Origin of the sequence: Enterobacter sp. BNK-14 (assembly GCF_047456095.1) — a bacterium.
GTDB lineage: Bacteria > Pseudomonadota > Gammaproteobacteria > Enterobacterales > Enterobacteriaceae > Enterobacter > Enterobacter kobei.
The window spans coordinates 4,556,804-4,582,858 of the sequence record NZ_CP179897.1 but is presented as its reverse complement, the minus strand read 5'-3'; the positions used below and the strand labels follow the sequence as shown (position 1 = coordinate 4,582,858).

General features: G+C 55.6%; 26 protein-coding genes. 7 read left to right on the top strand and 19 right to left on the bottom strand.

What is annotated here, in order from left to right; translation table 11 throughout:
- Positions 1–14 precede the first annotated feature (14 nt).
- The 4 genes from ACMGGM_RS21720 to yceD form a co-directional block, all read right to left on the bottom strand.
- A complete protein-coding gene (locus ACMGGM_RS21720; RefSeq protein WP_023332696.1) occupies positions 15–968 on the bottom strand; it encodes a beta-ketoacyl-ACP synthase III in 954 nt (317 codons plus the stop codon).
- A gap of 6 nt (positions 969–974) precedes the next feature.
- Entirely contained in the window at positions 975–2,009 is a 1,035-nt protein-coding gene (gene plsX, locus ACMGGM_RS21715; protein ID WP_014883376.1) for a phosphate acyltransferase PlsX, read from the bottom strand.
- Positions 2,010–2,089: 80 nt separating this feature from the next.
- Positions 2,090–2,263, bottom strand: coding sequence for a 50S ribosomal protein L32 (gene rpmF / locus ACMGGM_RS21710; RefSeq protein ID WP_003857964.1), 174 nt, complete (start codon positions 2,261–2,263; stop codon positions 2,090–2,092).
- 16 nt (positions 2,264–2,279) lie between these two features.
- Positions 2,280–2,801 (bottom strand): 23S rRNA accumulation protein YceD, encoded by a 522-nt coding sequence (gene yceD / locus ACMGGM_RS21705; protein ID WP_014883375.1) that lies wholly within the window; start codon positions 2,799–2,801, stop codon positions 2,280–2,282.
- Positions 2,802–2,941: 140 nt separating this feature from the next.
- Here yceD and ACMGGM_RS21700 point away from each other — a divergent pair, with 140 nt between their 5' ends.
- Together ACMGGM_RS21700 and ACMGGM_RS21695 are read left to right on the top strand one after the other, a co-directional pair.
- The gene (locus ACMGGM_RS21700) at positions 2,942–3,526 is read left to right on the top strand and encodes a Maf family protein (protein ID WP_023332694.1); all 585 of its coding nucleotides are present in this window, start codon (positions 2,942–2,944) and stop codon (positions 3,524–3,526) included.
- Positions 3,527–3,670: 144 nt separating this feature from the next.
- Positions 3,671–4,828 (top strand): DDE-type integrase/transposase/recombinase, encoded by a 1,158-nt coding sequence (locus ACMGGM_RS21695; protein WP_045282386.1) that lies wholly within the window; start codon positions 3,671–3,673, stop codon positions 4,826–4,828.
- 74 nt (positions 4,829–4,902) lie between these two features.
- Here the strand turns inward: ACMGGM_RS21695 and rluC are convergent, their stop codons facing one another.
- Positions 4,903–5,850: a 23S rRNA pseudouridine(955/2504/2580) synthase RluC gene (rluC, locus tag ACMGGM_RS21690; protein WP_014883373.1), complete on the bottom strand. Its 948-nt coding sequence runs from the start codon at positions 5,848–5,850 to the stop codon at positions 4,903–4,905.
- Positions 5,851–6,422: 572 nt separating this feature from the next.
- Here rluC and rne point away from each other — a divergent pair.
- The gene (gene rne / locus ACMGGM_RS21685; protein ID WP_063943494.1) at positions 6,423–9,539 is read left to right on the top strand and encodes a ribonuclease E; all 3,117 of its coding nucleotides are present in this window, start codon (positions 6,423–6,425) and stop codon (positions 9,537–9,539) included.
- 40 nt (positions 9,540–9,579) lie between these two features.
- Here the strand turns inward: rne and ACMGGM_RS21680 are convergent, their stop codons facing one another.
- Positions 9,580–10,611, bottom strand: coding sequence for a LysR family transcriptional regulator (locus ACMGGM_RS21680; RefSeq protein ID WP_080470443.1), 1,032 nt, complete (start codon positions 10,609–10,611; stop codon positions 9,580–9,582).
- Positions 10,612–10,627: 16 nt separating this feature from the next.
- Here ACMGGM_RS21680 and ACMGGM_RS21675 point away from each other — a divergent pair, with 16 nt between their 5' ends.
- A complete protein-coding gene (locus tag ACMGGM_RS21675) occupies positions 10,628–11,842 on the top strand; it encodes an MFS transporter (protein ID WP_063943492.1) in 1,215 nt (404 codons plus the stop codon).
- Between the two features lie 74 nt (positions 11,843–11,916).
- Here the strand turns inward: ACMGGM_RS21675 and flgL are convergent, their stop codons facing one another.
- The 11 genes from flgL to flgB all read right to left on the bottom strand — a co-directional run bounded on the left by flgL (position 11,917) and on the right by flgB (position 21,773).
- Positions 11,917–12,870, bottom strand: coding sequence for a flagellar hook-associated protein FlgL (flgL, locus tag ACMGGM_RS21670; RefSeq protein ID WP_014883369.1), 954 nt, complete (start codon positions 12,868–12,870; stop codon positions 11,917–11,919).
- Between the two features lie 16 nt (positions 12,871–12,886).
- Entirely contained in the window at positions 12,887–14,527 is a 1,641-nt protein-coding gene (flgK, locus tag ACMGGM_RS21665) for a flagellar hook-associated protein FlgK (RefSeq protein ID WP_047027493.1), read from the bottom strand.
- A gap of 75 nt (positions 14,528–14,602) precedes the next feature.
- Positions 14,603–15,556 (bottom strand): flagellar assembly peptidoglycan hydrolase FlgJ, encoded by a 954-nt coding sequence (gene flgJ, locus ACMGGM_RS21660; protein WP_023332690.1) that lies wholly within the window; start codon positions 15,554–15,556, stop codon positions 14,603–14,605.
- Positions 15,556–16,653 carry a flagellar basal body P-ring protein FlgI gene (locus ACMGGM_RS21655; protein ID WP_014883366.1) on the bottom strand — a complete coding sequence of 366 codons (1,098 nt, stop codon included), beginning with the start codon at positions 16,651–16,653 and terminating at the stop codon, positions 15,556–15,558. The genes flgJ and ACMGGM_RS21655 overlap by 1 nt, the downstream gene beginning before the upstream one ends.
- Positions 16,654–16,665: 12 nt before the next feature.
- Complete coding sequence (flgH, locus tag ACMGGM_RS21650) at positions 16,666–17,364, bottom strand: flagellar basal body L-ring protein FlgH (RefSeq protein WP_003857987.1); 699 nt, start codon at positions 17,362–17,364, stop codon at positions 16,666–16,668.
- Positions 17,365–17,421: 57 nt separating this feature from the next.
- Complete coding sequence (gene flgG, locus ACMGGM_RS21645) at positions 17,422–18,204, bottom strand: flagellar basal-body rod protein FlgG (protein ID WP_008500810.1); 783 nt, start codon at positions 18,202–18,204, stop codon at positions 17,422–17,424.
- 11 nt (positions 18,205–18,215) lie between these two features.
- Positions 18,216–18,971 (bottom strand): flagellar basal body rod protein FlgF, encoded by a 756-nt coding sequence (locus ACMGGM_RS21640; RefSeq protein ID WP_014883365.1) that lies wholly within the window; start codon positions 18,969–18,971, stop codon positions 18,216–18,218.
- Positions 18,972–18,991: 20 nt separating this feature from the next.
- A complete protein-coding gene (flgE, locus tag ACMGGM_RS21635; RefSeq protein ID WP_014883364.1) occupies positions 18,992–20,200 on the bottom strand; it encodes a flagellar hook protein FlgE in 1,209 nt (402 codons plus the stop codon).
- A 26-nt stretch (positions 20,201–20,226) separates the two neighbouring features.
- Positions 20,227–20,937, bottom strand: a complete 711-nt coding sequence (gene flgD / locus ACMGGM_RS21630) for a flagellar hook assembly protein FlgD (RefSeq protein WP_014883363.1) — start codon at positions 20,935–20,937, stop codon at positions 20,227–20,229.
- 11 nt (positions 20,938–20,948) lie between these two features.
- Positions 20,949–21,353, bottom strand: a complete 405-nt coding sequence (flgC, locus tag ACMGGM_RS21625; protein ID WP_013097138.1) for a flagellar basal body rod protein FlgC — start codon at positions 21,351–21,353, stop codon at positions 20,949–20,951.
- A 3-nt stretch (positions 21,354–21,356) separates the two neighbouring features.
- Positions 21,357–21,773 carry a flagellar basal body rod protein FlgB gene (flgB, locus tag ACMGGM_RS21620; RefSeq protein WP_014883362.1) on the bottom strand — a complete coding sequence of 139 codons (417 nt, stop codon included), beginning with the start codon at positions 21,771–21,773 and terminating at the stop codon, positions 21,357–21,359.
- Positions 21,774–21,930: 157 nt separating this feature from the next.
- Between flgB and flgA the strand changes: the two genes are divergently transcribed.
- From flgA to flgN, 3 genes are all read left to right on the top strand, one after another.
- Positions 21,931–22,590, top strand: a complete 660-nt coding sequence (flgA, locus tag ACMGGM_RS21615) for a flagellar basal body P-ring formation chaperone FlgA (protein ID WP_045269405.1) — start codon at positions 21,931–21,933, stop codon at positions 22,588–22,590.
- Positions 22,591–22,683: 93 nt separating this feature from the next.
- Positions 22,684–22,977: a flagellar biosynthesis anti-sigma factor FlgM gene (gene flgM, locus ACMGGM_RS21610; RefSeq protein ID WP_014883360.1), complete on the top strand. Its 294-nt coding sequence runs from the start codon at positions 22,684–22,686 to the stop codon at positions 22,975–22,977.
- Between the two features lie 4 nt (positions 22,978–22,981).
- A complete protein-coding gene (gene flgN, locus ACMGGM_RS21605; RefSeq protein ID WP_014883359.1) occupies positions 22,982–23,407 on the top strand; it encodes a flagella biosynthesis chaperone FlgN in 426 nt (141 codons plus the stop codon).
- 59 nt (positions 23,408–23,466) lie between these two features.
- Here the strand turns inward: flgN and murJ are convergent, their stop codons facing one another.
- Together murJ and ACMGGM_RS21595 are read right to left on the bottom strand one after the other, a co-directional pair.
- Positions 23,467–25,002, bottom strand: coding sequence for a murein biosynthesis integral membrane protein MurJ (murJ, locus tag ACMGGM_RS21600; protein WP_045269404.1), 1,536 nt, complete (start codon positions 25,000–25,002; stop codon positions 23,467–23,469).
- A gap of 129 nt (positions 25,003–25,131) precedes the next feature.
- On the bottom strand, positions 25,132–26,055 hold the full coding sequence (locus tag ACMGGM_RS21595; RefSeq protein WP_023332686.1) for a Gfo/Idh/MocA family protein: 924 nt from the start codon (positions 26,053–26,055) through the stop codon (positions 25,132–25,134).

Here is a 26,055-nt window from a genome sequence, read left to right as displayed (position 1 = left end):
TTTTATTCCTTATCCTAGAAACGAACCAGCGCGGAACCCCAGGTGAACCCGCCACCGAAGGCTTCAAGCAAGACCAACTGGCCCCGTTTGATTCGTCCGTCGCGTACCGCTTCATCAAATGCGCACGGTACTGACGCCGCAGAGGTGTTGCCGTGACGGTCCAGCGTCACCACAACGTTATCCATCGACATGCCCAGCTTTTTAGCGGTCGCGCTGATGATACGCAGGTTCGCCTGATGCGGTACCAGCCAGTCGAGTGCGGTACGTTCAAGGTTGTTCGCTTCCAGCGTCTCATCGACAATGTGCGCAAGCTCAGTCACCGCCACCTTGAACACCTCATTACCCGCCATGGTCAGGTAAATAGCGTTATCCGGATTAACGCGATCGGCGTTAGGCAGCGTTAACAGTTCACCGTAGCGACCATCGGCATGCAAATGCGTAGAGATGATACCCGGCTCTTCGGACTGCCCCAGCAGCACCGCGCCTGCACCATCACCAAAAATAATGATCGTCCCGCGATCGGTTGGATCGCAGGTACGCGCCAGTACGTCAGCACCGATCACCAGCGCATATTTGACGGAACCCGATTTAACATACTGATCGGCAATGCTCAGCGCATAGGTAAAGCCTGCACACGCGGCGGCAACGTCAAACGCCGGGCAGCCTTTAATACCGAGCATGTTTTGCACCTGGCACGCTGCGCTAGGGAAAGCATGCGTGGCAGACGTCGTAGCGACCACGATCAAGCCAATCTGTTCTTTATCAATGCCCGCCATTTCGATAGCACGCTGTGCGGCTTCGTAACCCATGGTGGACACGGTTTCGTCTGGCGCGGCGATACGACGTTCACGGATACCTGTGCGCGTGACAATCCACTCGTCAGACGTATCTACCATTTTTTCCAGATCGGCGTTGGTACGCACTTGTTTTGGCAGGTAGCTGCCGGTACCTAAAATCTTCGTATACATGTACGCTCAGTCACTTTTAGCTAATACAGATTCCAGGCGAGCGGCAATCCGCTGAGGGACTTGTCGCTGCACCGCCTGCACTGCCTGTTCAATGGCGACAGAAAATGCTCGCTGATTGGCGGCTCCGTGACTCTTAATCACAATGCCGCGCAATCCTAACAGACAGGCGCCATTATACTGGTCGGGGTTGAGGTGACTGAATCGCCGCGTCAGGCTTTTTTGTAACCAACGCTTCAATAAAATCAGCCACCAGGCACTTTTTTTGCCCTCTCCCTGAGATTTCAGCAGAGAAAGGAACATGCGCACGACCCCTTCCATGGTCTTCAACGTGACGTTCCCGGTGAAGCCATCGCACACCAGAACGTCCGTTTTCCCCGTCAGCAACTCATTGGCTTCGAGATAACCAATATAGTTGATGGAGGGAACCTGTTTGAGCATTTCAGCAGCTTCGCGAATGCTGTCCAGGCCTTTGGTCTCTTCTTCACCAATATTTAATAACGCCACGCGGGGATTCTTAATCCCGACCACGTCTTCTGCCAGCACCGATCCCATCACGGCGAACTGAGCCAGCATGGTACTATCACAATCCACGTTAGCACCGAGATCCAGCACCACCGTTTTGCCCTTTTGTTGATGCGGTAATACCGTCACCAGCGCCGGGCGCTCAATACCCTCAATCGGCTTGAGCAATAATTTCGACAGCCCCATCAGCGCGCCGGTATTTCCCGCACTGACGCAAGCCTGCGCTCGCCCTTCTTTCACCAGCTCCAGCGCGATCCGCATTGAGCTCCCACGGCTGTTGCGAATCGCCTGCGAAGGCCGGGCATCACTGGCAATAACTGACTGCGCAGGAATAATCTGCAGACGTGAACGTTGTTCAAAGTCAGCTTTTGCAAGTAATGGCGTGATTGTGTCGGGATTGCCGACTAAAAGAAGTGTGAGTTGCGAATTAGAATTCAGTGCCTGCAATGCTGCAGGCACTGTCACGGAAGGGCCAAAATCTCCCCCCATGACATCTAACGCCAGGGTTAGACGTGTCAAGGTATCGTCGCAGCCTGGTTCGGTAACTTCCCCGTTTGCACGGGGAAATCCTCACTAAGCCTAATCACGCTGACGCGTGATTACTTAGTGATAACCTTGCGGCCGCGGTAGAAACCGTCAGCGGTGATGTGGTGACGCAGGTGTTTCTCACCAGAAGTCTTGTCTACAGACAGGCTGGTAACTGCAGTCAGCGCGTCATGGGAACGACGCATGCCACGTTTGGAACGGGTTGGTTTATTCTGTTGTACGGCCATGGACCTTACTCCTCAATTACTTACGCTTTAAGCTGGCTAATACGGCAAATGGGTTTGGTTTTTGCGCTTCATCAGGCAATTCCCCAAAGACCATGTCCGCCTCGGACACTTCACAGTGTTCAGAATCATGCACCGGAACCACTGGCAAGGTGAGGATGATTTCATCTTCAACCAGAGCCAGAAGATCGATTTCACCGAATTCGTTAACCTCAATCGGCTCATACGCTTCCGGGAGTGCTTCAGCCTGTTCGTCAGAACGAACCGGACTAAAACAATACGTTGTGTGAACATGCTGTACAAACGGTTTCCCGCAACGCTGACACTCGAGGGTTACCGTCACCTTTGCATCACCGGTTAAAACGGCGAGACGCTGGTTGTCGATAGCGAACGACATGGAGCATTCTACATCACTGTCCACACTGACTACGGATTCGGCAATACGCTCAGCCTGATCGGAAGTATAAATACCTTCGTAATCGAGGCGTTTTTGAGCCGTACGAACCGGATCAAGAGTCAGGGGTAATTTTACCTTTTGCATAGGGCGCGCATATTAACTTTGTAACGTCATAGAGTCAAAGAAAAAGGCAACCAGAGCTGCCTTTTGCCAATTATTCGCACACATTGCGGCCTGTAGTTTAAAATGGCTGGCATCGATACGCTATATCTGGTGATAAAAATATGCCAAATCTCGTCCTTGCCTCCACTTCTCCTTACCGCCGAATGTTGCTGGAAAAGCTAGGGATCCCGTTTGAATGTGCCGCACCGGATGTTGATGAAACGCCACAGCCTGGTGAATCACCACGACATCTGGTGAGCCGTCTCGCTAAGGAGAAGGCGCAGTCGCTCGCCGCGCGCTATCCTTCACACTTGATTATAGGCTCCGATCAGGTTTGTGTGCTGGACGGAGAAATAACAGGTAAACCGCACACTGAAGAGAACGCGTTCAAACAGCTTATGCAGGCGCGTGGCAACATTGTGACCTTTTATACGGGTCTGGCGCTCTATAACTCCGCCTCTGGTCATCTGCAAACGGAGTGTGAGCCTTTTGACGTGCACTTCCGCCATCTCAGCGAGCAGGAGATCATGGATTATGTACGCCGGGAGCGTCCGCTGAACTGTGCGGGAAGTTTTAAAAGTGAAGGATTGGGGATTGCGCTATTCGACAAGCTGGACGGACGCGATCCGAATACGCTGGTGGGGTTACCGTTGATAGCGCTGTGCCAGATGTTACGCAGAGAAGCGTGTAATCCGCTGACCCTGTGACGTTTGCCCAGCGGCGCTTCGCTTGCATGGGCCTACAGGTTTCGTAGGCCGGGTAAGCGCAGGGTATGAACCGGAAACATGGGTAACACTTTAGACCGGATACATGGGTAACAGTTATAACTGGCATAGAAGAGGAGACTCGCTATGCCCTGGACTGAGACCCGACCTATGCAACGCCTTGATTTTATCCGTGCCTGCCATGCAGGTACGGATTCCTTCTCCGCGCTTTGCCGTCTTTTTGGCATCAGCCGTAAAACCGGCTATAAATGGCTTCAGCGTTTTGACCCTTCTGACCTGTCATCTCTCTCGGACCGGTCGCGTGCGCCACGCTCCCACTCCCGGACGGTTCCTGATGATATCGCCGGACACCTGACTGCCCTGCGTCAAAAACACCCTGACTGGGGGCCAAAAAAACTGCGGATGTGGTTGCTCAATCATCACGTCGATTTTACCGTACCTGCCGCCAGCACTATCGGCGATATCCTCAAGCGCGAAGGCCTGGTTCCGGATAAAAAACGAAAACGCAGAACACCAGGCAATCGCCAGCCCCTGACCATCATCAGTGAGAACAATCAGGTCTGGAGCGCTGATTTTAAAGGCAAGTTCAGGCTGCTCAGCAGAGAGTACTGCCATCCTTTCACCCTGACCGATAATCACAGCCGGTATCTGCTCAGCTGCCGGGGAACACACCGTGAGAGTGAACCCTTTGTCAGAGAGTGCCTGACGGATGCGTTCCTGGAATATGGTCTGCCGGAAGTGCTTAGAACCGATAACGGCCAGCCCTTCGCGGGAACAGGAATAGCCGGATTAAGTCGTCTTGCCGTCTGGCTAATCAAGCTGGGCATCAGGCCGGAGCGTATCAGAAAGGGGCATCCGGAAGAAAATGGCCGCCATGAGCGAATGCACCGCTCCCTGAAAAGTGCGGTGAAACAGGGCAACACCTTCATGACGATGGAAGAACAACAGCGGTGGTTCAGTGACTACCGGAAAGAATTTAACTACGAAAGGCCGCATGAAGCACTGGCGGGAGCAACGCCCGGAACGGTATGGCAACCCTCAAACCGACACTGGGATGGCCGTGTTCCTGAATATGCTTATCCGGAAGGAGGTACAGTCTACAGGGTGAAATCGAGGGGGACCCTCTATATGGGAAAAAAGGGTACGGTGTTCCTGAGTGAAGCACTGACTGGGGAGTACATCATGCTGGAAGAACAAGATGATGGCCTTGAGGCCATCATCTTTAATGGGATAACGCTTGCGTACTACGACCGAAAAACCCAGAGTGTGCTCCGGATAGACTAAAAGTGTTACCTATGTTCCCGGTCTGATCTGTCACCTATGTATCCGGTCATACAGCAGCGCCACCCGGCACATAATCAGCCGCGCAAAACCTTCAGGCAGCGTTTCAACTGCTCATCCAGCGGCGCTTCAATACGAATGACTTCCCCGGTATTCGGATGGGTAAACTTCAGCGCAGCCGCATGCAGGAACAGACGAGACAAGCCGGTTCCCGCCAGCTGCTTATCAAATTCGCGATCGCCATAGCGGTCATCAAACGCAATCGGATGGCCCGCAAACTGCGTATGCACGCGAATCTGATGGGTACGCCCCGTCACCGGGCTGCAGCGTACCAGCGTGGCAAACTCATAGCGCTCTTCAACTTTAAAGCGCGTCTCAGACGGTTTCCCTTCCTGGTTTACGCGGACGATGCGCTCACCGCTTTGCAGAATGTTCTTCAGCAACGGCGCCTGAACCACTTTCACATGGGACTGCCACTGACCGCGCACCAGCGCGAGATAATCTTTCTGCATGCCTTTCTCACGCAGTTGCTCATGCAGGGAACGCAGCGCGGAACGCTTTTTCGCCACCAGCAGCACGCCGGAGGTATCACGGTCAAGACGGTGAACCAGCTCGAGGAAACGGGCTTCCGGACGCAGCGCGCGTAACCCTTCAATCACGCCGAAGCTCAGGCCGCTACCGCCGTGGACTGCGGTCCCTGACGGCTTGTTCAGCACCAGAATGTGGTCGTCTTCATACAGGATCACATCACTCAGAGCCGCCACTTTCTGTAATTTAGGTGAAACGGTCTCTTCTTCACGCTCGGCAACGCGCACCGGCGGAATGCGCACTTCATCACCCGCCTCGAGTTTGTACTCGGGCTTCACGCGTTTTTTGTTAACCCGCACCTCGCCCTTACGCAGGATGCGGTAAATCATGCTCTTTGGCACCCCTTTCAGTTGGGTACGCAAAAAGTTGTCGATACGTTGCCCCGCGTCATCATCCGCGATAGCAACCATTTTTACGGCTGGAGTCTCTGTTTTCATGGTTGGCGATTCTAAATATCGTCAGCCATTAGCGCCACTCATTTTTCTATGCTTATATTTACTTTTGTCCGGCCTGCACCCCGTTTCACGCAATCGATTTGGTGGTTATTAAACCAATCACCGTTTTGAAGTGAAGAAACTGTGAGTAACCGGGTGATAATTGGTAAAAGTCATCTTGCTATAACCCGGCGAGCAGTGGAATAATGAAGCCGTTTTCCGTGTTAAATCCTGGTTACGTAAGGATGTTGACGGAATGACCAATTTTGCCTGACCGATCATCCACGCAGCAATGGCGTAAGACGTATTGATCTTTCAGGCAGTTAGCGGGCTGCGGGTTGCAGTACTTCCCGGTATAAGGATTGTTCTCTGGAGAGTTCTACCCAGGCAATTCCCCTGATAATTGCGCTGTGTTTCCGTATGAAATACAGGCAACCGACACTCTGCGCCTCTTAAGCGAGCGACAACCGTGAGGTTGGCGACGTGAACAGACACGAGGCCATCGGTTCATACCCCGGAAAGCGTCACCTTGCCCGCAGCTTTGTCGTCAATGTAAGAATAACGAGTAAGTTACGATGAAAAGAATGTTAATCAACGCAACTCAGCAAGAAGAGTTGCGTGTCGCCCTTGTGGATGGGCAGCGCCTGTACGATCTGGATATCGAAAGTCCTGGACACGAACAGAAAAAAGCGAACATTTACAAAGGTAAAATCACCCGCATTGAACCCAGCCTTGAAGCTGCATTTGTTGATTACGGTGCTGAGCGTCATGGTTTCCTCCCTCTGAAAGAAATCGCCCGCGAATATTTCCCTGCCAACTACAACGCCCATGGCCGCCCAAACATCAAAGATGTTCTGCGTGAAGGTCAGGAAGTTATCGTCCAGATTGATAAAGAAGAGCGTGGCAACAAAGGTGCCGCACTGACGACCTTTATTAGCCTGGCAGGGAGCTATCTGGTGCTGATGCCAAACAACCCGCGTGCGGGTGGCATCTCTCGCCGTATCGAAGGTGATGACCGTACCGAGCTGAAAGAAGCGCTGGCAAGCCTTGAGCTGCCGGATGGCATGGGACTTATCGTGCGTACCGCAGGCGTGGGCAAATCTGCCGAAGCGCTGCAGTGGGACTTAAGCTTCCGTCTGAAGCACTGGGAAGCTATCCAGAAAGCTGCAGAAAGCCGCCCTGCTCCGTTCCTGATCCACCAGGAAAGCAACGTTATCGTGCGTGCCTTCCGTGACTACCTGCGTCAGGACATCGGTGAAATCCTGATCGACAACCCAAAAGTGCTTGAACTGGCTCGCCAGCACATCGCCGCACTGGGTCGTCCGGATTTCACCAGCAAAATCAAACTGTACACCGGCGAAATCCCGCTGTTCAGCCACTATCAGATTGAATCCCAGATTGAGTCCGCCTTCCAGCGTGAAGTGCGCCTGCCCTCTGGCGGTTCTATCGTAATCGATACAACAGAAGCGCTGACCGCAATCGACATCAACTCCGCACGTGCCACACGCGGCGGTGACATCGAAGAGACCGCCTTCAACACCAACCTTGAAGCCGCAGATGAAATCGCCCGCCAGCTCCGCCTGCGCGACCTGGGTGGTCTGATTGTTATCGACTTCATCGACATGACGCCGGTCCGCCACCAGCGTGCGGTTGAAAACCGCCTGCGTGAAGCGGTACGTCAGGATCGTGCACGTATCCAGATTAGCCATATCTCGCGCTTCGGCCTGCTGGAGATGTCCCGCCAGCGTCTGAGCCCGTCGCTGGGTGAATCCAGCCATCACGTTTGTCCGCGCTGCTCCGGCACCGGTACCGTACGTGATAACGAATCTCTCTCCCTCTCTATCCTGCGTCTGATTGAAGAAGAAGCGCTGAAAGAGAACACCAAAGAGGTTCACGCCATTGTCCCTGTGCCAATTGCCTCCTACCTGCTGAACGAAAAACGTGCTGCAGTGAGTGCTATCGAAGCACGTCAGGGCGGCGTTCGCTGCATCATCGTGCCAAACGACCAGATGGAAACCCCGCACTACCATGTGCTGCGTGTCCGTAAAGGTGAAGAGACCAGCACGCTCAGCTATCTGTTGCCGAAACTGCACGAAGAAGAGATGGCGCTGCCTTCCGATGAGGAACCCGCCGAGCGCAAACTGCCAGAGCAGCCTGCGTTAGCCACCTTCATCATGCCAGAAGCACCGCCAGAAGCGGCCCTGGAAAAACCGGTCACTAAACCTGTCGTGCAGAAACCAGAAGCCGCGGCACCGAAAGCCCAGCCGGCGCAACAGGGTCTGCTGAGCCGCTTCTTCGGCGCGCTGAAAAAGATGTTTGCGGGTGAAGAAGTCCAGCCAGAGCAGCCGAAAGAAGAACCAAAAGCGGCTAAACCTGAGCGTCAGCAGGATCGTCGTAAACGTCAGAACAACCGCCGCGATCGTAATGACCGCAACGACCGTAACGATCGTAACGACCGTCGTGACAACCGTTCAGACAACAGCGAAGGCCGTGAGCAACGCGAAGACAACCGTCGCAACCGTCGCGAGAAACAACAGCAGAACGTTGAAGATCGTGAAATTCGCCAGCAGGCGGGCGATGAGTCTGAGAAAGGCAAACAGCGTGACGACCAGCAGCCACGTCGCGAACGTAGCCGTCGTCGTAACGACGAGAAACGTCAGGCGCAGCAGGAAGTCAAAAATCTGAACCGCGAAGAGCCTGTAGAGCAGCAGGACAGCGAGCAGGAAGAACGTACTCAGGTTATGTCACGTCGTAAGCAGCGCCAGCTGACGCAGAAAGTGCGCATTGGTGCTCCTCAGGCAGAAGAAACCGCAGCTGTAGCGGCTGAAGTACCGGAAGCCGCAACGGGTACGCAGATTGCAAAAGTTGATCTGCCAGCCGTTGTGGAAAATCACGTTGAGCAGGATGAGAATGGGGAAAACCGTGACAACGCAGGCATGCCGCGCCGTTCACGTCGTTCTCCGCGTCATCTGCGCGTCAGCGGCCAGCGTCGTCGTCGTTACCGTGACGAGCGTTACCCGACTCAGTCTCCAATGCCGTTGACCGTCGCGTGCGCGTCACCTGAAATGGCATCCGGCAAAGTCTGGATCCGTTACCCGGTTGCTCGCCCGGAGCAGGCTGTTGAAGAACAGGCTGTGACCGAAGAGGTGATTGCACCTGTCGCCGCGGTTGAAGAGGTCGTGACTGAAGCCGCAACCGTGGTTGAGCCTCAGGCTGTTGAAACAGCAGAACCTCAGGCTGTAGAAGTCGAAACCACGCACCCTGAAGTGATTGCCGCGCCGGTTGAAGCCGCTCCACAGCTGATTGCTGAAGAAGATGTCGTGGTCGCTAAGGACGTCGCTGAAGAGGCTGAACCTGTAGCCGCAGTGGAAGAGACCGCTGAAGCCATCGTCGAAACCACCACTGAAGACGTTGTTCAGGACGTTGAGATTCAGGTTGAACCGGTTGTCGAAGACGTGAAAGCGCCTGAAGTGGAGCCAGAGCCGGTTAAGATTGTCGCCGCGCCTGCGCCAGTTCACGTTGCAACAGCGCCGATGACACGTGCTCCGGCACCGGATTATGTGCCTGAAGCACCGCGTCACAGCGACTGGGTTCGCCCGGAATTCAACTTCGAAGGTAAAGGTGCAGCCGGTGGTCACAGTGCTACGCACAAGGCTACTGCACCAGCCACCCGTCCGCAGTCTGTTGAATAACGGACGCTGGCGCTGAAAGCCGACCTTCGGGTCGGCTTTTTTATGGCTGCTGCACGGGCTTTCTCATTCCCGTGACCTCCGGCATGACCTGCCGCATCAACTCCAGAAAACGCCGCAAACGCGCAGGATAATAACGAGACCAGGGATAAACCAGATGCACCGGTAATGCCGCCGGTTGCCACTCTGGCAGCACATGCACCAGCCGCCCTTCCCGAATATCGTCATGTACCGTCCAGCTTGACACTACCGCCACACCCAGCCCGGTGAGTGCCGTTTTACGTGCAACATACAGGCTGTCAGTGCTGAGGCGCGGAGTAATGTCAATTCGCGCGGTGGCTGACGAAGCATCATGAAAAAGCTCTACATGACGCTGGTAGAAAGAGTTAATGGCAATCCACGGAAACGGTTGCAAATCCTCAGGCGTGTTAACCGCCGGGAAACGGGCCAGTAATGCCGGAGATGCCACCACCGAGCGCGGCACTTCCGCCAGCAGCACGGATACGGTCGCCGGATCGACTTCTGCCCCCACCCGAATAGCACAATCAAGGTTGTCACCGAGAAAATCAGCCGACCGATCGTTGAGCAACCACTCAATGGAAAGCTGCGGATAACGCTGCAAAAACTCGGTTAACGGTTGCAGGAGTTGATCCTGACCAAACGCGTGCGGTGCCCGCACCCTCAGCACACCTACCGGTTCATCTTCCGTCTGCCCCACCTCATCTTCCAGTGCCAGCCAGCTGTCAATCACCCGACGAGCGTGCTGATAGCAGCGTTCACCGTCATCCGTCAGCCGTGTCGTATGGGTGGTGCGCAACATCAGGCGTACGCCAAACATCGTCTCAAGCGATTGCAGCCGTCGACTCACCGTGGCCTGGGTTGTTGCCAGCTGGCGTGCCGCAGCAGAGAGTGAACCAGCCTCAACAATACGGACAAACGTTCGCATTAACTCCACCCTGTCTATACGCTCAACTCTTTTCATTATCTTTCCACTTATACGTTCAACGTATAAGCGTTTTACCACCGGGCCCGCTACCGTCGCAAGGCGTCCTGGTAAAAAATAGCCGTACACCATGAATGAGGAATGTCTTATGAAAACAACCACTGCCGCCCATGCCGTAAGCCGCTGGGTCATTTTAATGCTGGCACTCGGGGCTGGCTTTAGCGTGGCATCTATCTATTATGCCCAGCCTCTGCTGCCCCTGATGGGCGCAGACCTTCACCTGAGTATCGAAGGAATGGGCATGGTCCCGACGCTCACCCAGGCCGGTTATGCCTTAGGGATCCTGTTCCTGTTACCGCTCGGCGACCGCCACGACCGCAGGACGTTAATACTGATAAAAAGTGCTGCGCTGGCGCTGTTTCTTCTGGGCTGTAGTCTGACCGGACAGATCCACTCCCTGCTGCTGACGAGTCTGCTCATCGGCATGGCCGCCACCATGGCGCAGGATATTGTCCCGGCAGCGGCTATTCTTGCGCCGGAAGGTAAACAGGGGAAAACCGTGGGTACAGTGATGACCGGTCTGCTGCTGGGGATTTTGCTCTCCCGAACCGTCAGCGGTGTCGTGGGCGAAGCGTTCGGCTGGCGCGTGATGTATCAGCTGGCTGCGGTAAGCATTGCATTTATCGGCGTGGTGATGTGGGCGGTACTTCCTCGTTTTGCCATTCACTCCACGCTGAGCTATCCCGCGCTTATGCGCTCAATGGCGCATTTGTGGCGTCGTTACCCCGCTCTGCGCCGTGCGGCGCTGGCTCAGGGTTTTCTGTCGATTGCCTTTAGTGCCTTCTGGTCTACGCTGGCGGTCATGCTGCTGGAACGCTATCACCTCGGGAGTGCAGTCGCGGGTGGTTTTGGTATCGCCGGTGCGGCCGGTGCGTTAGCCGCGCCGCTGGCGGGTGGTCTGGCAGACAAATTGGGTGCCGGGAAAGTCACGCAGCTCGGTGCAATCCTCGTGACCATCTCGTTTGCCCTGATGTTCCTGATGCCCGCGCTGGGGGTGCACGGACAGCTGGTTCTGATTGCCCTCTCTGCCGTCGGGTTCGATCTGGGTCTGCAGTCCAGCCTGGTTGCACACCAGAATCTGGTCTATAGCCTTGAACCGCAGGCGCGCGGTCGTCTTAACGCCCTGCTCTTTACCGTGATCTTTATCGGCATGGCATTGGGCTCCGCATTAGGCAGCAATATTTATACGCTGGCGGGCTGGACGGGCGTGGTTGCTCTGGCAACGGTATGCGGCATCATTGCGCTGGCAATCCGTCTGGTTGAAAGCGCCCGCCTCGCCTCAGCGCCGGCGGAAATGGCATAAAAAAATGCCCAATCCAGACGGATTGGGCAGCAAAACATGCCCAGTTTCAAGACATGTTCTAAGAGGTCAAGATGTTATTTGTTCAGCTGGAACAGAGACATGCCCTGCATATCGCTAAACGCTTTATACGAGGCCTGCAAGGCCGCCTGCTGCATGGTGTAGGATGAAATTACCGAGTTCCAGTCCACGTCAACCAGGTCACTCATCTGTTGGGTCTGGCCCAGAGCACGGTCTTCACCCAGAGAATCCAGCTTGCCTAGCTCATCCAGCTTAATGCCGAGATCGGCGCGCACGGTCAGAACGTTGTTGAGAGAGTTGCTCAGGCCACGGTTGGCTTTATCAATAGCCGCAGTAAACGCCTCGGCTTTCGTTTCGTCATCACCAATCGGCGTATTCAGCGCCCCGATAGCGGTGTCGAGGATCTTGAACAAATTCGTTTCCTGCGTACTCCCCGCCGGCTCTGGTTTCGCATTGCTGGTGAAGCTGTCGAAAACTTCTGCGCCCGTATGGCTTATTTGCATCGTGCGCGCGGAGTCAACCTGCTGGCTGATTGGCGTCCCGCCGCCCTTATAGTCACCCGTAGTCTGGTCAAAAGCCGCCGCTTCGGTTTTGTATCCTGAAAAGATATAGCGACCGTTACCGTCCGTGCTGTTAGCCAGGTTCATTAGCTGATCGCGAATACCTTGCAGGTTCGTTGCCAGCGAAGCGCGGTCATCATCACTTAACGTGCCGTTGCCCGCATTGACAATCTTTTCCTGAGCAGCCTGGATAGCGGTTGTCACTTGCGATAACACGTTCTCTTCCAGCGAAACTTTTGTCGTAGCGAAGGAGCGCGCCAGCGCATACTGGCTGTTTTGTGTTTGAGCCTGAGAGAGCACAACGGCCTGCGAGGCGGCAATCGGGTCGTCAGAAGGACGGTTGACACGCTTACCCGTAGACATCTGCTCGCCGTAGCTTAGCCAGAGGCTTTGGGAGTTCGTCACGCCGCGCATGCTTTGCTCATACATCATTTGAGTACTAATACGCATTTTTTATGCCTCAGCCTTAGCGGATATTGATCAATGCATCAAACAGCGTACTCGCCGTTTGAAGCACCTGCGCATTCGCCAGATAGTACTGCTGATAGCGCTGGAGGTTGCCATACTCTTCATCCAGGTTAACCCCGGAGATTGACTGCTGTTGTTTGGTAAGCTGCGTCACCACGTTAACTTTGGTTTCACTGCTGGTTTTCAGCGACGCCGTGGTGCTACCCACCGTACTGACCAGTGAGGCATAAGCATCGTTAAAGGTTTTATTCCCACCCACCAGCCTGGCGCTCTGCAAATCCAGGAGCTTTTGGCCATTGGTATTGTCGCTTGCTCCGCTTCCATTCGCTGAAGCCATCGCCAGTTTGGACTCGTCGCTGATCGTAACGTCCATATTGATGATAACGTCATTCACCGGTTTGACGATGAAACTGTCTTTATTATTGGCTGAGCCACTAATATTGACGTTGAGACCATCAAACGACAGATTACCACTGGTATCAGGCTGGGCCGTGAAGCTGGTGTTGTCTGAAAGACGCGTGATTGTCCAGTCAGTACCGTTGTACTCAACTTTATAGTTTGTCGCCTGGACCTTAGTACTGTCCGTCATCGTGGCCGTAACAGACGCACTTCCGGTATTTTTGCCATTACTCAGCACCGCCGGAGATCCAAAGTCGAACAGTTTACCGCCTGGGTCCCCGTTTGCATCAAAGCCAGCCTGATGCTGGGTATTCATGGCATCAGCAAACGCCAGCGCCATCTGGTTAAGCGTATTTCGCGCCTGATCCAGATCCTGAGAACGAAACGTTAACAGCCCCCCAAGCGACCCCGTGGTGATCTGTTTTTCCTTGATCTCCACGCTACCCGCTACGGCATCCACATAAGCAATGGTTGTACGCGCAGGATCCGCGCTGGATTTCACCGCCGCCAGCTGGCTTGCGTTGCTGCCCTGTACCAGGCTGTAGCCGTTGGCGATAGAGATGTTGTAGGTGCCACTGTCCTGTATGGTGACGTCAACACCGACAATCTTATTCAGTTCACTCACCAGCTGATCGCGCTGGTCGAGCAGTTCGTTAGGCGATGCACCCGCGCCAACACCGGTGAGACGGGAAATCTGATCGTTCAGATTGGCAATCTGCTTCGCATAGTTATTGATCTGATCGACGCTGGTAGAAATCGCCGTATTAACCTGTGAATCCTGGTCACGGAGATACTGATCGTTCGTTTTGAACTGATTCACCAGACCGTCCGCTTTACCCAGCACCGTTTGACGTGCAGCCGGGTCTTCGGCGTTGCTCACCAGCGTTTGCAGACTCTTGAAGAAATCCTGCAGGGTGGTGGAAAGCGAGTTCGTGGTATCGGAGAGCACATCGTCAATTTTTGACATCTGCTGATAGCGCGTCGTCAGGCCGCTGCTCTGGGTCTGCGCGGCGCGCAGCTGGTTGGTGATGAAAGCGTCATACTCACGCTGGACACCGGAGACATACACCCCGTTACCCACCCAGCCACCGCCGGTCAGCGTGCTGTTAGAGGCACCCAGTACCGTGGTCTGGCGGGTGTAACCTGCCACGTTATAGCTTGAAATATTATTACTGACGGTATTGAGTGCCGACTGCGCGGCACTGAGGCCACTCATGGCGCTGTTAATCAAACTGGACATGGGGGTTCCTTTTATACGTTCAGACACGAGTCCTGATGAAGGTTATCGGCAACCTCCACCGGGACTTGAGAACTTTCAGAACAGATTTTCAATATCTGTGCTATAGGCTTTACTGACCTTCTCGCCCATGGATTTCAGCTGCTGGATCATGCTGGTAAGCTTACGAGCGTAGTTCGGGTCGGTCGCGTAGCCTGCGTTTTGCAAAGCCTGAGCGCCCTGCTCCGCCGTCGCCGCCTGCGTAACGGCGGTATAACGTGGATTTCGGCTCAGCAGACCGACATAGTCGGACAATGCTTCCAGATAGGAGCTGTAAACACGGAATTTCGCTTTCACCTTCACCGCCGCACCGTTCTCGTATTCGGTGGTGGTGATCTCCGTTGTCGGTCCCTTCCAGCTGGAGGTGGCCTTCACGCCGAAGATGTTAAAGCTCGGGTCGCCGTTTTCCTTACGGATCTGGCGCTGGCCCCACCCTGATTCCAGCGCGGCCTGGGCCAGAATCAGATGGTGTGGCACACCGCTCTGCTCACTGGCAAGGCGGGCCGGCAGCGAAAGCTGTGCCAGAAAGTCTTTGCTGTCACCGGAGAGCGGCTCGTCGCTGCTCACCGTCGCCTTCGGTATCGCTTTACGCACCATTTGCGTAAGGGCCTGGTTCTGATAGCTGGTCACCGTTTGCAGGTCAAACTTCATCGGTACCTGCTGCGGCTCATCTTTCGGCTGGATCCCCTGCGCGGCTTCGGTCTGTTTGACTATCATGTCAGCCAGACCGAGGCCTTTACCGGCGGTCATCTGCTGCGCAATCTGCTGGTCATACATGCTGGTGTAAAGACGCGTTGAATCGCTGCTGAACATCCCGTCTTTCGGCAGGGTTTCACGCATGCTTTTCAGCATCATCTGTACAAACATCCCTTCCACCTGGCGGGCGACCGGGCGGATATTCGCCGCCGGGTCTTTACCTGCTTTGGTTTTCAGTTCGTTGAGCGACTGGGCATCCCAGGCGGCACTGGTCAACAGTTTGCTATCGGTCAGCATCAGATGATTTCCAGTTTGGCGCGCAGACAGCCTGCACTTTGCATGGACTGCAGAATGGACATCAGATCCATCGGCGTGGCACCCAGCGCATTCAGAGCACGCACGACGCTGTTCAGGTTGGCGCTGGAGCGTACGCTCTGCAGAGAACCACCGCTCTGACGTAAATCAATCTGCGTTTGTGGCGTCACCACCGTCTGGCCGCCACCAAATGGGGTATCCGGCTGGCTGACGTTGGCAGAACGGTTAACCGTCACGGAGAGGTTACCCTGCGCCACGGCGCAGCTATCCAGCGAGACTTCCCGGTTCATCACCACGGAGCCCGTACGGGAGTTGATGATCACTTTGGCATCCTGAACAGGGACGTTCACTTCCATATTCTGGATATCGGCCAGCATGCGCACCTGGTTGCTGCTGCCCGTGGAGGTACGGATCTGCACGGTACGGGCATCCAGCGCCGTCGCACTGCCATAGCCGCGGCTGCGGTTGATGGTGTCGGCGATCTGCTGCGCCATGGTGAAATCTTCGTTGTTCAGCTGCAGGTTGATGGTATTCCCGGCGCCGAACTGGGTCGGCAGTTCACGCTCAATGATCGCGCCGTTGGTAATGCGTCCGCCGTTCAGCTGGTTCACCTGCACGCTGCTACCGCCAGCAGAGGCCCCCGCACCGCCGACCAGAATGTTACCCTGCGCCAGGGCATAGACCTGGCTGTCGACGCCTTTCAGGGGCGTCATCAGCAGCGTACCGCCGCGCAGGCTTTTGGCGTTCCCCATAGAGGAGACCACCACATCAATGGTCTGCCCCTGGCGTGCAAACGCCGGGTAAGAGGCCGTGACCATGACCGCAGCCACGTTTTTCAGCTGCATGTTGGTTCCCGCCGGAACGGTAATACCGAGCTGGGAAAGCATGTTGTTCAGGCTCTGCGTCGTGAATGGCGTCTGGGTTGTCTGGTCACCCGTACCGTCCAGCCCCACCACCAGGCCATAGCCAATCAGCGAGTTCTCGCGTACGCCCTGAACGCTGGTGAGATCGCGAATACGGTCAGCCTGGGCAAAGGTAGCCACCAGAACCAGCGCCACGGCGAAGATCGATTTAAACATGGGTCACCTCGCTTACATCGGCGATAAATTAAGGAAGAAGCGCTGCAGCCAACCCATATTTTGCGCTTCATTAATGTAGCCGTTACCGACGTACTCAATGCGCGCATCCGCCACCTGAGTGGACGGAACGGTGTTGGTGCCGCTGATGGTGCGTGGATTCACCACGCCCGAGAAGCGAATGAATTCAGTGCCCTGGTTAATGGCGATCTGTTTTTCACCCACAACGTGTAAGTTGCCGTTAACCAGCACCTGGTCAACCGTGACCGTCAGCGTACCGCTAAAGGTATTGCTGGCGTTCGCGCCACCTTTACCGTTAAAGGTATTGCCGCCGGAAGCCTCAACGTCCGCTCGCGCATTGCCGAAGAGTCCTTGCAGATAACGCGGTACGGTGTCAAAGCCAAAATTGGTTTTGCCATCGCGGCTGGCATTCGCCGACGAGCTCTTGCTCGCGCTGACGTTTTCCTGCAGAACAATGGTCAATGTATCGCCGACGTTACGCGGGCGGCGATCTTCAAACAGCGGCTGATAACCGTAATTAATCGGCTGCGCGGTCTGGAAAATAGAGCCGTTTACCACTGGCGCAGGGCCAGGAACGGGTTGGGCAGTCGTCGCACCCTGGACTAATGGTTTAGACGGGATCCAGGCACACCCGCTGAGGGTGACGGCCAGGACAGTCAGTATCGGATAACGAAACGCCGCGTTTTTTTGCATTGCCTTCATCTTCGAAAACAGGGAGCCGGTGCGGCGTTTACCGCACCGGGCAACACCTTAGAGTTGCGTCAGTTTTTGCAGCATCTGATCGGTCGTCGAGACTGCTTTACTGTTAATTTCATACGCGCGCTGAACCTGGATCATATTCACCAGCTCTTCCGCCACGTTCACGTTGGAGGTTTCTACATACCCCTGATACAGCAAACCCGCACCGTTCAGGCCAGGCGTGCTTTCATTTGGCGTACCGGAGGATTGCGTTTCGGTGTAGAGGTTCTCACCAATGCTTTCCAGACCGGTATCGTTCATGAAGGTGGTCAGGTTAAGCTGTCCGACCTGGACCGGCGCAGCCTGGCCCTGCTGGGTCACGCTGACCACACCGTCGCGGCCGATAGTAATGCTCAGGGCGTTCGCCGGAATGGTGATCGCAGGTTGAACCTGGAAACCGCCCGCCGTCACCAGCTGGCCGTTCTGATCGACCTGGAACGAGCCGTCACGGGTATAGGCAGAAGTACCGTCAGGCAACTGCACCTGGAAGAAGCCCTGACCTTTGATTGCCACGTCTTTACTGTTGTTGGTCTGAGACAGGTTACCCTGGCTGTGCAGACGCTCGGTGGCCACCGGGCGAACACCGGTACCGATCTGCAGACCTGACGGCAGCGTCGTCTGTTCAGAAGACTGCGCGCCCGGCTGACGGATGGTTTGATAAAGCAAATCTTCGAAAACGGCGCGCTGACGCTTGAAACCATTGGTGCTGACGTTTGCCAGGTTGTTGGCAATCACATCCATGTTGGTTTGCTGCGCGTCCAGGCCAGTTTTCGCGATCCATAAAGAACTGATCATAAAGAGTCCTGTTAACTCATAGACAGAAGTTGGTTAGCCTTGCCCGCGTTTTCATCCACGCTGCTGATAATTTTCATCTGCATTTCGAAACGACGGGCGCTGGCGATCATGTCGCTCATGGCGGCTACCGGCTTGACGTTACTGCCTTCCAGAACGCCGGACATCACGCGGATGCTCGGATCGGCCTGTAACGTAGCACCACGGGTAGCCTGAGCGGCCTGGGTCAGACGGAACATCCCGTCGTCACCACGCTGCACCTCTTTGCCTTCCGCTTTCACCAGTTTCAGTCGTCCGACAGGGGCAACGGTATTGGCCGGATCGCCCGGGTTCAACGCGGAGATGGTACCGTCAGCCGCGATGGTCAGCTCAGAGCCTTCAGGCACCGTCAGCGGACCCGCTTCCCCCATCACCGGATGACCCTGAATCGTCAACTGGCCGGTTGCACTAACCTGGATATTCCCGTTACGGGTATAGCCTTCGCTGCCATCAGCGGTCTGCACCGCCAGCCAGCCGTCCTGCTGCAGCGCAACGTCCAGCGGGCGTGAGGTGTAATCCATCTGCCCTGGCGTCATATCTGCGCCAGGGGTAGAGGCGGCGACCAGCGTACGGGTCGGCAGGGAAAGACCTTCTACCGGCACCGCGCGCAACGCATTCAGCTGCGCGCGAAAGCCCGGCGTCGAGGCGTTTGCCAGGTTGCTGGCAGTAACGGCCTGCTGATTGAGCGTCTGACTTGCCGCGCCCATCGCGGTATATATTGCGTGATCCATTGCGCTTTCCTGTTAGCCGCTTAACGCAGGTTAACCAGCGTGTTGAGGATCTGATCCTGGGTCTTGATGGTCTGCGCGTTCGACTGATAGTTACGTTGCGCGACAATCATGTTCACCAGCTCTTTACTCAGATCGACGTTTGAGGCTTCCAGCGCACCGTTGGTCAGCGTACCGAAGTTACCGCTTCCCGCTGTACCCAGCAGCGCCACGCCGGAGGACTGGGTAGCCGACCAGACGTTATCGCCTTCAGACTTCAGGCCTTCGTTGTTGGCGAAGTTTGCCAGCACGATCTGACCCAGCACCTGAGTCTGTTCGTTGGAATAGTTCCCCACCACGGTACCGTCATCGTTGATCTGATAGCTCACCAGATCGCCCGGCTTGAAGCCATTCTGGCTGGTCGCCACGATATTGTTTGCGCCGGTGTTCTGCTGCATAGAGTTAGCAAAACTCATGGCGAAGGTCGCAGGGGTCGCACCCGGGATGGTCCCGGTCGTCAGGTTGATGTTTCCACCACCGGTCAACGTCCCGTTATTATCGAAGGTCAGCGTGGTGGCCAGTGCCGCCGTGCTGCCTGCCACGCTACCGTCCTGGGCATACACTTTCCAGGAGTTGGCCGGAGTCGCATCTTTGACGTAAAACAGGTTCATGTTGTGCGCATTACCCTGGCTATCAAAGACGGTTACCGTGCCTTTTTTGTTGTAGGTATCCGGGTTAGCCGGATCAAAGGCGGTGGTCGGTGCGGTGTCGGTGGAATTGAGGTTAATCTGCTGGGAAGCCGTGGAGGTGGACTTCGCGGCCATCAGCGTGGTCGGGATATTAATCGCCTGTGGATTCGCACCGGTCTGAACCGTTGATGGCGTGCCAGCAACCGGATAACCGGTTAATTGCATCCCCTGCATGTTCACCAGGTTACGGTTCTCGTCCAGCTTAAACTGGCCGTTACGGCTGTAGAACACCGAGCCGTTTGCATCGACCATACGGAAGAAACCGTTCTGGCTGATGGCAACGTCCAGGCCGCGCCCGGTATTGGTGGTGGTGCCGTCGGTAAAGTCCTGAGTGATACCCGCAACTTTGACGCCCAGCCCCACTTTGGAACCGGCAAACATGTCTGCAAAGGAAGCAGAACCGGATTTAAAACCATAGGTCGCGGAGTTGGCGATGTTGTTGCCAATGACATCCAGGTTGGTGGCCGCAGCATTCAGGCCGCTGACCGCTTGAGAAAAGGCCATGACTTACTCCTGATAAGTGTTAAGGCTTAGATAATCTGCCGAACTTCGTCGAGTGTGGTGGTACCTGAGGTACCCAAATCCAGTTTGTTGCCGTCGCCCCCTCTAATCACGCCCTGAACCAGCGCGAACTGCAGCGGCTGCGCCACCAGCTGGGTTGTCCCGTTGCTGGCGCTAATCGCGACTTTGTAGGAGCCATTTGGTGCTTTGGTGCCGTCCGCCAGGCTGCCATCCCAGGTAAAGGTATGAACGCCCGCCTTCAGCTCACCAATGTCGATGGTGCGAACCACCGCGCCGGTCGAGTCGGTGATCGTCGCAGTCACTTTGTCAGCGGCCTGCTGCAATTCAACGCCAAACGGGGTCGTCGTGGTGGTCGAGGTACCGTCTGTGGTGCTGGTGCCGGCAAGAATAGTGGTGCCCGGGATCATTACCCCGTGACCAATCAGGCTGGCCGCCTGCAGAGACTGGCTGCTGTTAATCTGGCCGGAGACGGAACCCAGGGTCGTGTTAAGTTTCTCAATGCCGCTCACGGTACTGATCTGCGCAAGCTGCGTCGTCAGTTCGTTGTTCTGCATTGGGTTCGTGGGATCCTGGTTCTTCAGCTGAGCCACCAGCAGCGTCAGAAAGCTGCTCTGCAAATCGGAGGCGTTACTTCCCGTCAGGGAGCTGGAGCTTGTCGAACTTTGGGTGTTATTAACACCCGTGTTCGTGGGATCATTCACATTGACGGCGATGGACATGCGTGTCTCCTTTACTGGCCGAGAGTGAGTGTTTTGAGCATCATGCTCTTCACGGTATTAAGCACTTCGACGTTCGCCTGGTAGCTACGAGAGGCCGACATGGAGTTCACCATCTCACCTACCACATCCACGTTTGGCATCTTCACGTATCCGTTAGCGTCCGCAAGCGGGTTACCGGGCTCATACACCAGCTTGTCCGGCGCCTGGCTCTCTACCACGTCAGACACCTTCACGCCGCCCGTGGCCGCACCGGGCGCCGCATCGACCTGAAAGACGACCTGTTTGGCACGGTAAGGCTGTCCGTCAGGTCCGGTCACGCTGTCGGCGTTCGCCAGGTTACTGGCCGCCACGTTCAGACGTTTGGACTGAGCGGTTAACGCCGAACCGGCGATATCAAAAATGTTCAGCAAGGCCATTTATCAGTTGCCCCCCTGCAGGACGTTCATCATGCCTTTGATTTGTCCGCCGAGTAGGGTCAGGCCCGTCTGGTATTTCAGGCTGTTATCGGCGAACTGCGTACGCTCCCGGTCCATATCCACGGTGTTACCGTCGAGTGATGGCTGGTCGGGGATGCGATAAAGTAAATCGGTCGCTGGCGCGGTCATCGCCTGAGCAGGAATATGGCGAGAGGATGTCATGGCAAGTGCAACACCCGTTCCTTCGGCACGTCCACGCTCCATCACCTTTTTGAGTTCACTGGAAAAATCAATATCGCGCGCCTGATACCCGGGCGTATCGGCGTTAGCGATGTTGGCGGCTAAAATCTCCTGCCGCTGGGCGCGTAAATTGAGCGCTTCCTGCTGAAAACGTAACGCGGCGTCGAGTTTATCGAGCATGTCTCCTCCGCTGATGGCAAAATTTCAGTTCACAGCTTAAATCTCACCCGGTCTCCCCTATCGACGGAATAAGCGCAAAATGCGTCGCTATTTATTCCGTTGATGCAAAACCACTGCAGGTAGAATTCAGTCAACTCTGGAAACGGTGGAACTTGCGATGCAAACGTTAAAACGTGGTCTGGTGGCGGCTTTCTTGCTGTTTAGCCCTCTGGTGCAGGCTGAAGGTTTACAGGATCAGTTAACGGCTTTCTTTGCCCAAAAGCTGGCAGGCTTTAGCGATGACGTTACCGTTACCGTACGTACGCCCCCGAATCTGTACCCCACCTGTGAGCAACCGTCATTCAGCGTCACGGGAACCACGAAGCTGTGGGGCAATGTGAACGTGCTGGCTCGCTGCGCCAACGAAAAACGCTATTTACAGGTTGCCGTTCAGGCGACGGGCAATTATGTTGTTGCCGCCGTGCCTATTGCGCGTGGCAGCCTGCTGCAGGCAAACAGCGTGACGTTGAAGCGCGGGCGCCTGGATCAGCTCCCGCCACGGACAATGCTGGAAATGAACCAGGCACAGGATGCCGTCAGCCTGCGCGATGTTGCGCCAGGCCAGCCGATTCAGCTTTCAATGCTGCGCCAGGCATGGCGTGTCAAAGCGGGACAGCAGGTGATGGTTGTGGCCAACGGAGACGGCTTTAGCATCAACAGTGAAGGGAAAGCGTTAAACAATGCCGCGGTCGCGCAAAACGCCCGCGTCAGAATGTCCTCAGGCCAGGTGGTGAGCGGAACCGTCGATTCTGATGGGAATATTCTGATTAACCTATAATCTTTTTAAAGATTTCGCGGCGCGTGCCGATAAATATTCAACTAATGATGATGTCAGGCGCAAACGCCGCGAACCCTCGATGAGGACAACACTATGAGCATTGATCGTACATCAGCCCTGAAGCCGGTAAGCGCTGTACAGCCTCGCGAAACGAATGACGCTACCCCTCAGAAAACGCGTCTGGAAAAACCGTCAACGTCTAACAGCACCAGCGTGACGCTGAGCGATGCCCAGGCAAAACTGATGCAGCCCGGCAGCAACGATATCAATATGGAACGTGTGGAAGCGCTGAAAACGGCAATTCGTAACGGCGAGCTGAAAATGGACACCAGCAAAATCGCTGACGCCCTGATTCAGGAAGCACAGAGTTTCTTACAGAGTAACTAACCGTATGAGTCGACTGTCAGAAATACTGGATCACATGACGGTTGTCCTGAACGACCTGAAAACGGTAATGGACGCTGAACAGCAGCACCTCTCTTCCGGTAACATCAACGGCAGTGCGCTGCAGCGGATTACTGAGGATAAGAGTTCGCTTCTGGCGACGCTGGATTATCTGGAGCAGCAACGACGCGCTGAGCAGGATCCTAAGCGCAGCGCCAATGACGATATTGTTGAGCGCTGGCAGACCATAACGGAAAAAACCCAGCACCTGCGCGACCTCAACCAGCATAACGGCTGGCTGCTTGAAGGCCAGATAGAGCGTAATCAGCAGGCGCTTGAAGTGTTGAAGCCGCATAAAGAAACCGGACTGTACGGTGCGGATGGTCAGACAGCGACGGCGCGCATTGCGGGTGTGAAAAAGATTTCGATTTGACGCATCTGCGACAAATCATGTAGTGGGGAGCACCCTAAGGTGAACTCCCCTTTTGGCGTTTATGCCGTACGGCGGGCAAACTCTTTCACTTTGAAGCCCAGTACGGCGAGCGTGGCAAAGTAAGCTACCACCCCGACGCCCACCACGGCCATCAGCCGCATCAGACGATAAGGCATCGTGCCCTGGGACCACTCTGGCATAACATGCATCATCCCGAGTAATGCCGCAGACATCACCAGTACTGCAATAATCAACCGCACAAGGAAGCTCGCCCAGCCCGGCTGCGGCGTAAAGATATCCTGCTTGCGCAGTTGCCAGTACAACAGCCCGGCATTCAGACAGGCCGCCAGACCAATAGACAGCGACAGACCGGCATGCTTCAGCGGGCCGATAAACGCCAGGTTCATCAGCTGCGTCATAATCAGCGTCACAATGGCAATTTTCACCGGCGTTTTAATGTCCTGACGCGAGTAGAACCCCGGAGCCAGCACCTTGACGACAATCAGCCCCATCAAGCCGACGGAGTAGGCAATCAGCGCCCGCTGGGTCATCGCGGCGTCAAAGGCAGTGAATTTACCGTACTGGAACAGGGACACCGTCAGCGGCTTGGCCAGAATCCCCAGCGCCACCGCACTTGGCAATGCCAGCAGGAAGCAGAGACGTAACCCCCAGTCCATCAGGCGGCAGTATTCATCATGGTTGCCGCTGGCAAAGCTTTTTGACAGCGACGGCAGCAGGATGGTCCCCAGCGCCACGCCCAGCACACCGGATGGAAACTCCATCAGACGGTCCGCGTAGTACATCCACGACACAGAGCCCGACACCAGGAAAGAGGCAAAGATGGTGTTGATGATAAGCGAGATCTGGCTGACGGAGACGCCAAGAATGGCGGGCCCCATCTGCTTAATCACGCGCATCGCGCCGGCATCTTTGAGATTAATGCGCGGCAGCACCAGCATACCGATTTTCTTCAGGTGCGGCAGTTGATACGCCAGCTGCAGCACGCCGCCCACGGTTACCGCCCAGGCCAGCGCCAGTACCGGTGGGTTGAAATGCGGCGCGGCGAACAGGGCAAAACCGATCATGCTGACGTTAAGGAACGTCGGCGCAAACGCCGGAACGGAGAAACGGTTCCAGGTGTTCAGTATCGCCCCCACCAGCGAGGCCAGCGAGATCAGCAGAATATAGGGGAAGGTAATGCGCAGCAGCTGCGAGGTCAGTGCAAATTTATCAGCCGTATCGGCAAAACCGGGGGCGGTCACCAGAATCACCCACGGCGCGGCCAGCATCCCGATAACGGTCACCACGGCCAGCGCCAGGGTCAGTAGCCCAGAGACGTAAGAGACAAAAACGCGGGTCGCATCCTCGCCCTGCTTGCTTTTATATTCCGCGAGAATAGGCACAAATGCCTGCGAAAATGCCCCTTCCGCAAAAATACGACGCAACAGATTTGGCAATTTGAACGCGACGAAAAAGGCGTCCGTCGCCATTCCTGCACCAAAAACCCTTGCCACAATCGCGTCACGTGCAAAGCCCAGCACGCGAGAAAACATGGTCATCGAGCTGACTGCCGCCAGCGATTTTAATAAGTTCATTAACGTGAATTTCCAGAACCATACGGATTTGTAGGCCGGGTTAGCGTAAGCGCCACCCGGCAAAGCCAACAAGCGGCGCTTAGTCTAACCGGATTTCGTCGAATTACTATCGGCAGATGTTACAGCGAATTATTCACTCATGGCATCGCGCCAGAGCCTTTCCACAATGCGCTGCGCCAGAATGGCCTGCTCGCCGGACGTTTCAGGAACCGTCTGATTTTGCACACAGGTGATGAAGTGACGGGCACATCCTGCGAAACCACGCTGCTCAAGCGTACTTTGCCAGCCGGGTGCAGGAGGCGTAACAACGCCATTGCCCTTCTCTTCGCGCCACTCGCGCATATCGGTAATGTCATACAGCGCACCGTCGGTGACGGCCTGAACGAACTCACGCTGGCTGCCCGCACGACGGTGCATACTGGTGGTAATCTGAAGATGCTCAACGGCAAAATGGTGTTCCGCGTACACCATCTCCCCCCGTTCGTTAGTGACCAGGGTGCCGCTTTTCAGCTGTGCATTACCGTTGCTCAGCCACAGCGCGGTATCCACCACGTGAAGATAATCATCAAGAAGGGTAAAACGCAGATCGTTCGGTCCTACGCTGTCGGTACGATGCTTATCCATACGCAGCGAAGCCATATTGCCGGACTGCGCTTTCAGCTGCTGGTAAAGCGGCGCAAAGCGGCGGTTAAACCCCACCATCAGGGTCAGGTTTTTACGCGCCGCCAGATCAATCAGGCGTTCGGCGTCCTGCACGTTTTCCGCCAGCGGTTTATCCACGCAGACGTGGACGCCCGCATTGAGCAGCTCGCTGACCACCTGATAGTGGGTGGCCGTGGAGGTATGCACAAAGACGGCATCACACTCCCGGGCCAGATCCTGCAGCGAGGCGGCATACGGAATGCGCCAGGTTGCGCAGATACGCTCTGCTTTTTCACGGCCAGGAGACCATGCGCCTTGTAGCGTCCAGTCGGTCGCAGCCCCTAAAACCGGTAGCCAGGCTTTTTGCGCTATTCCGCCCAGCCCCACGACGCCAATGCGTAATTTTTTCAC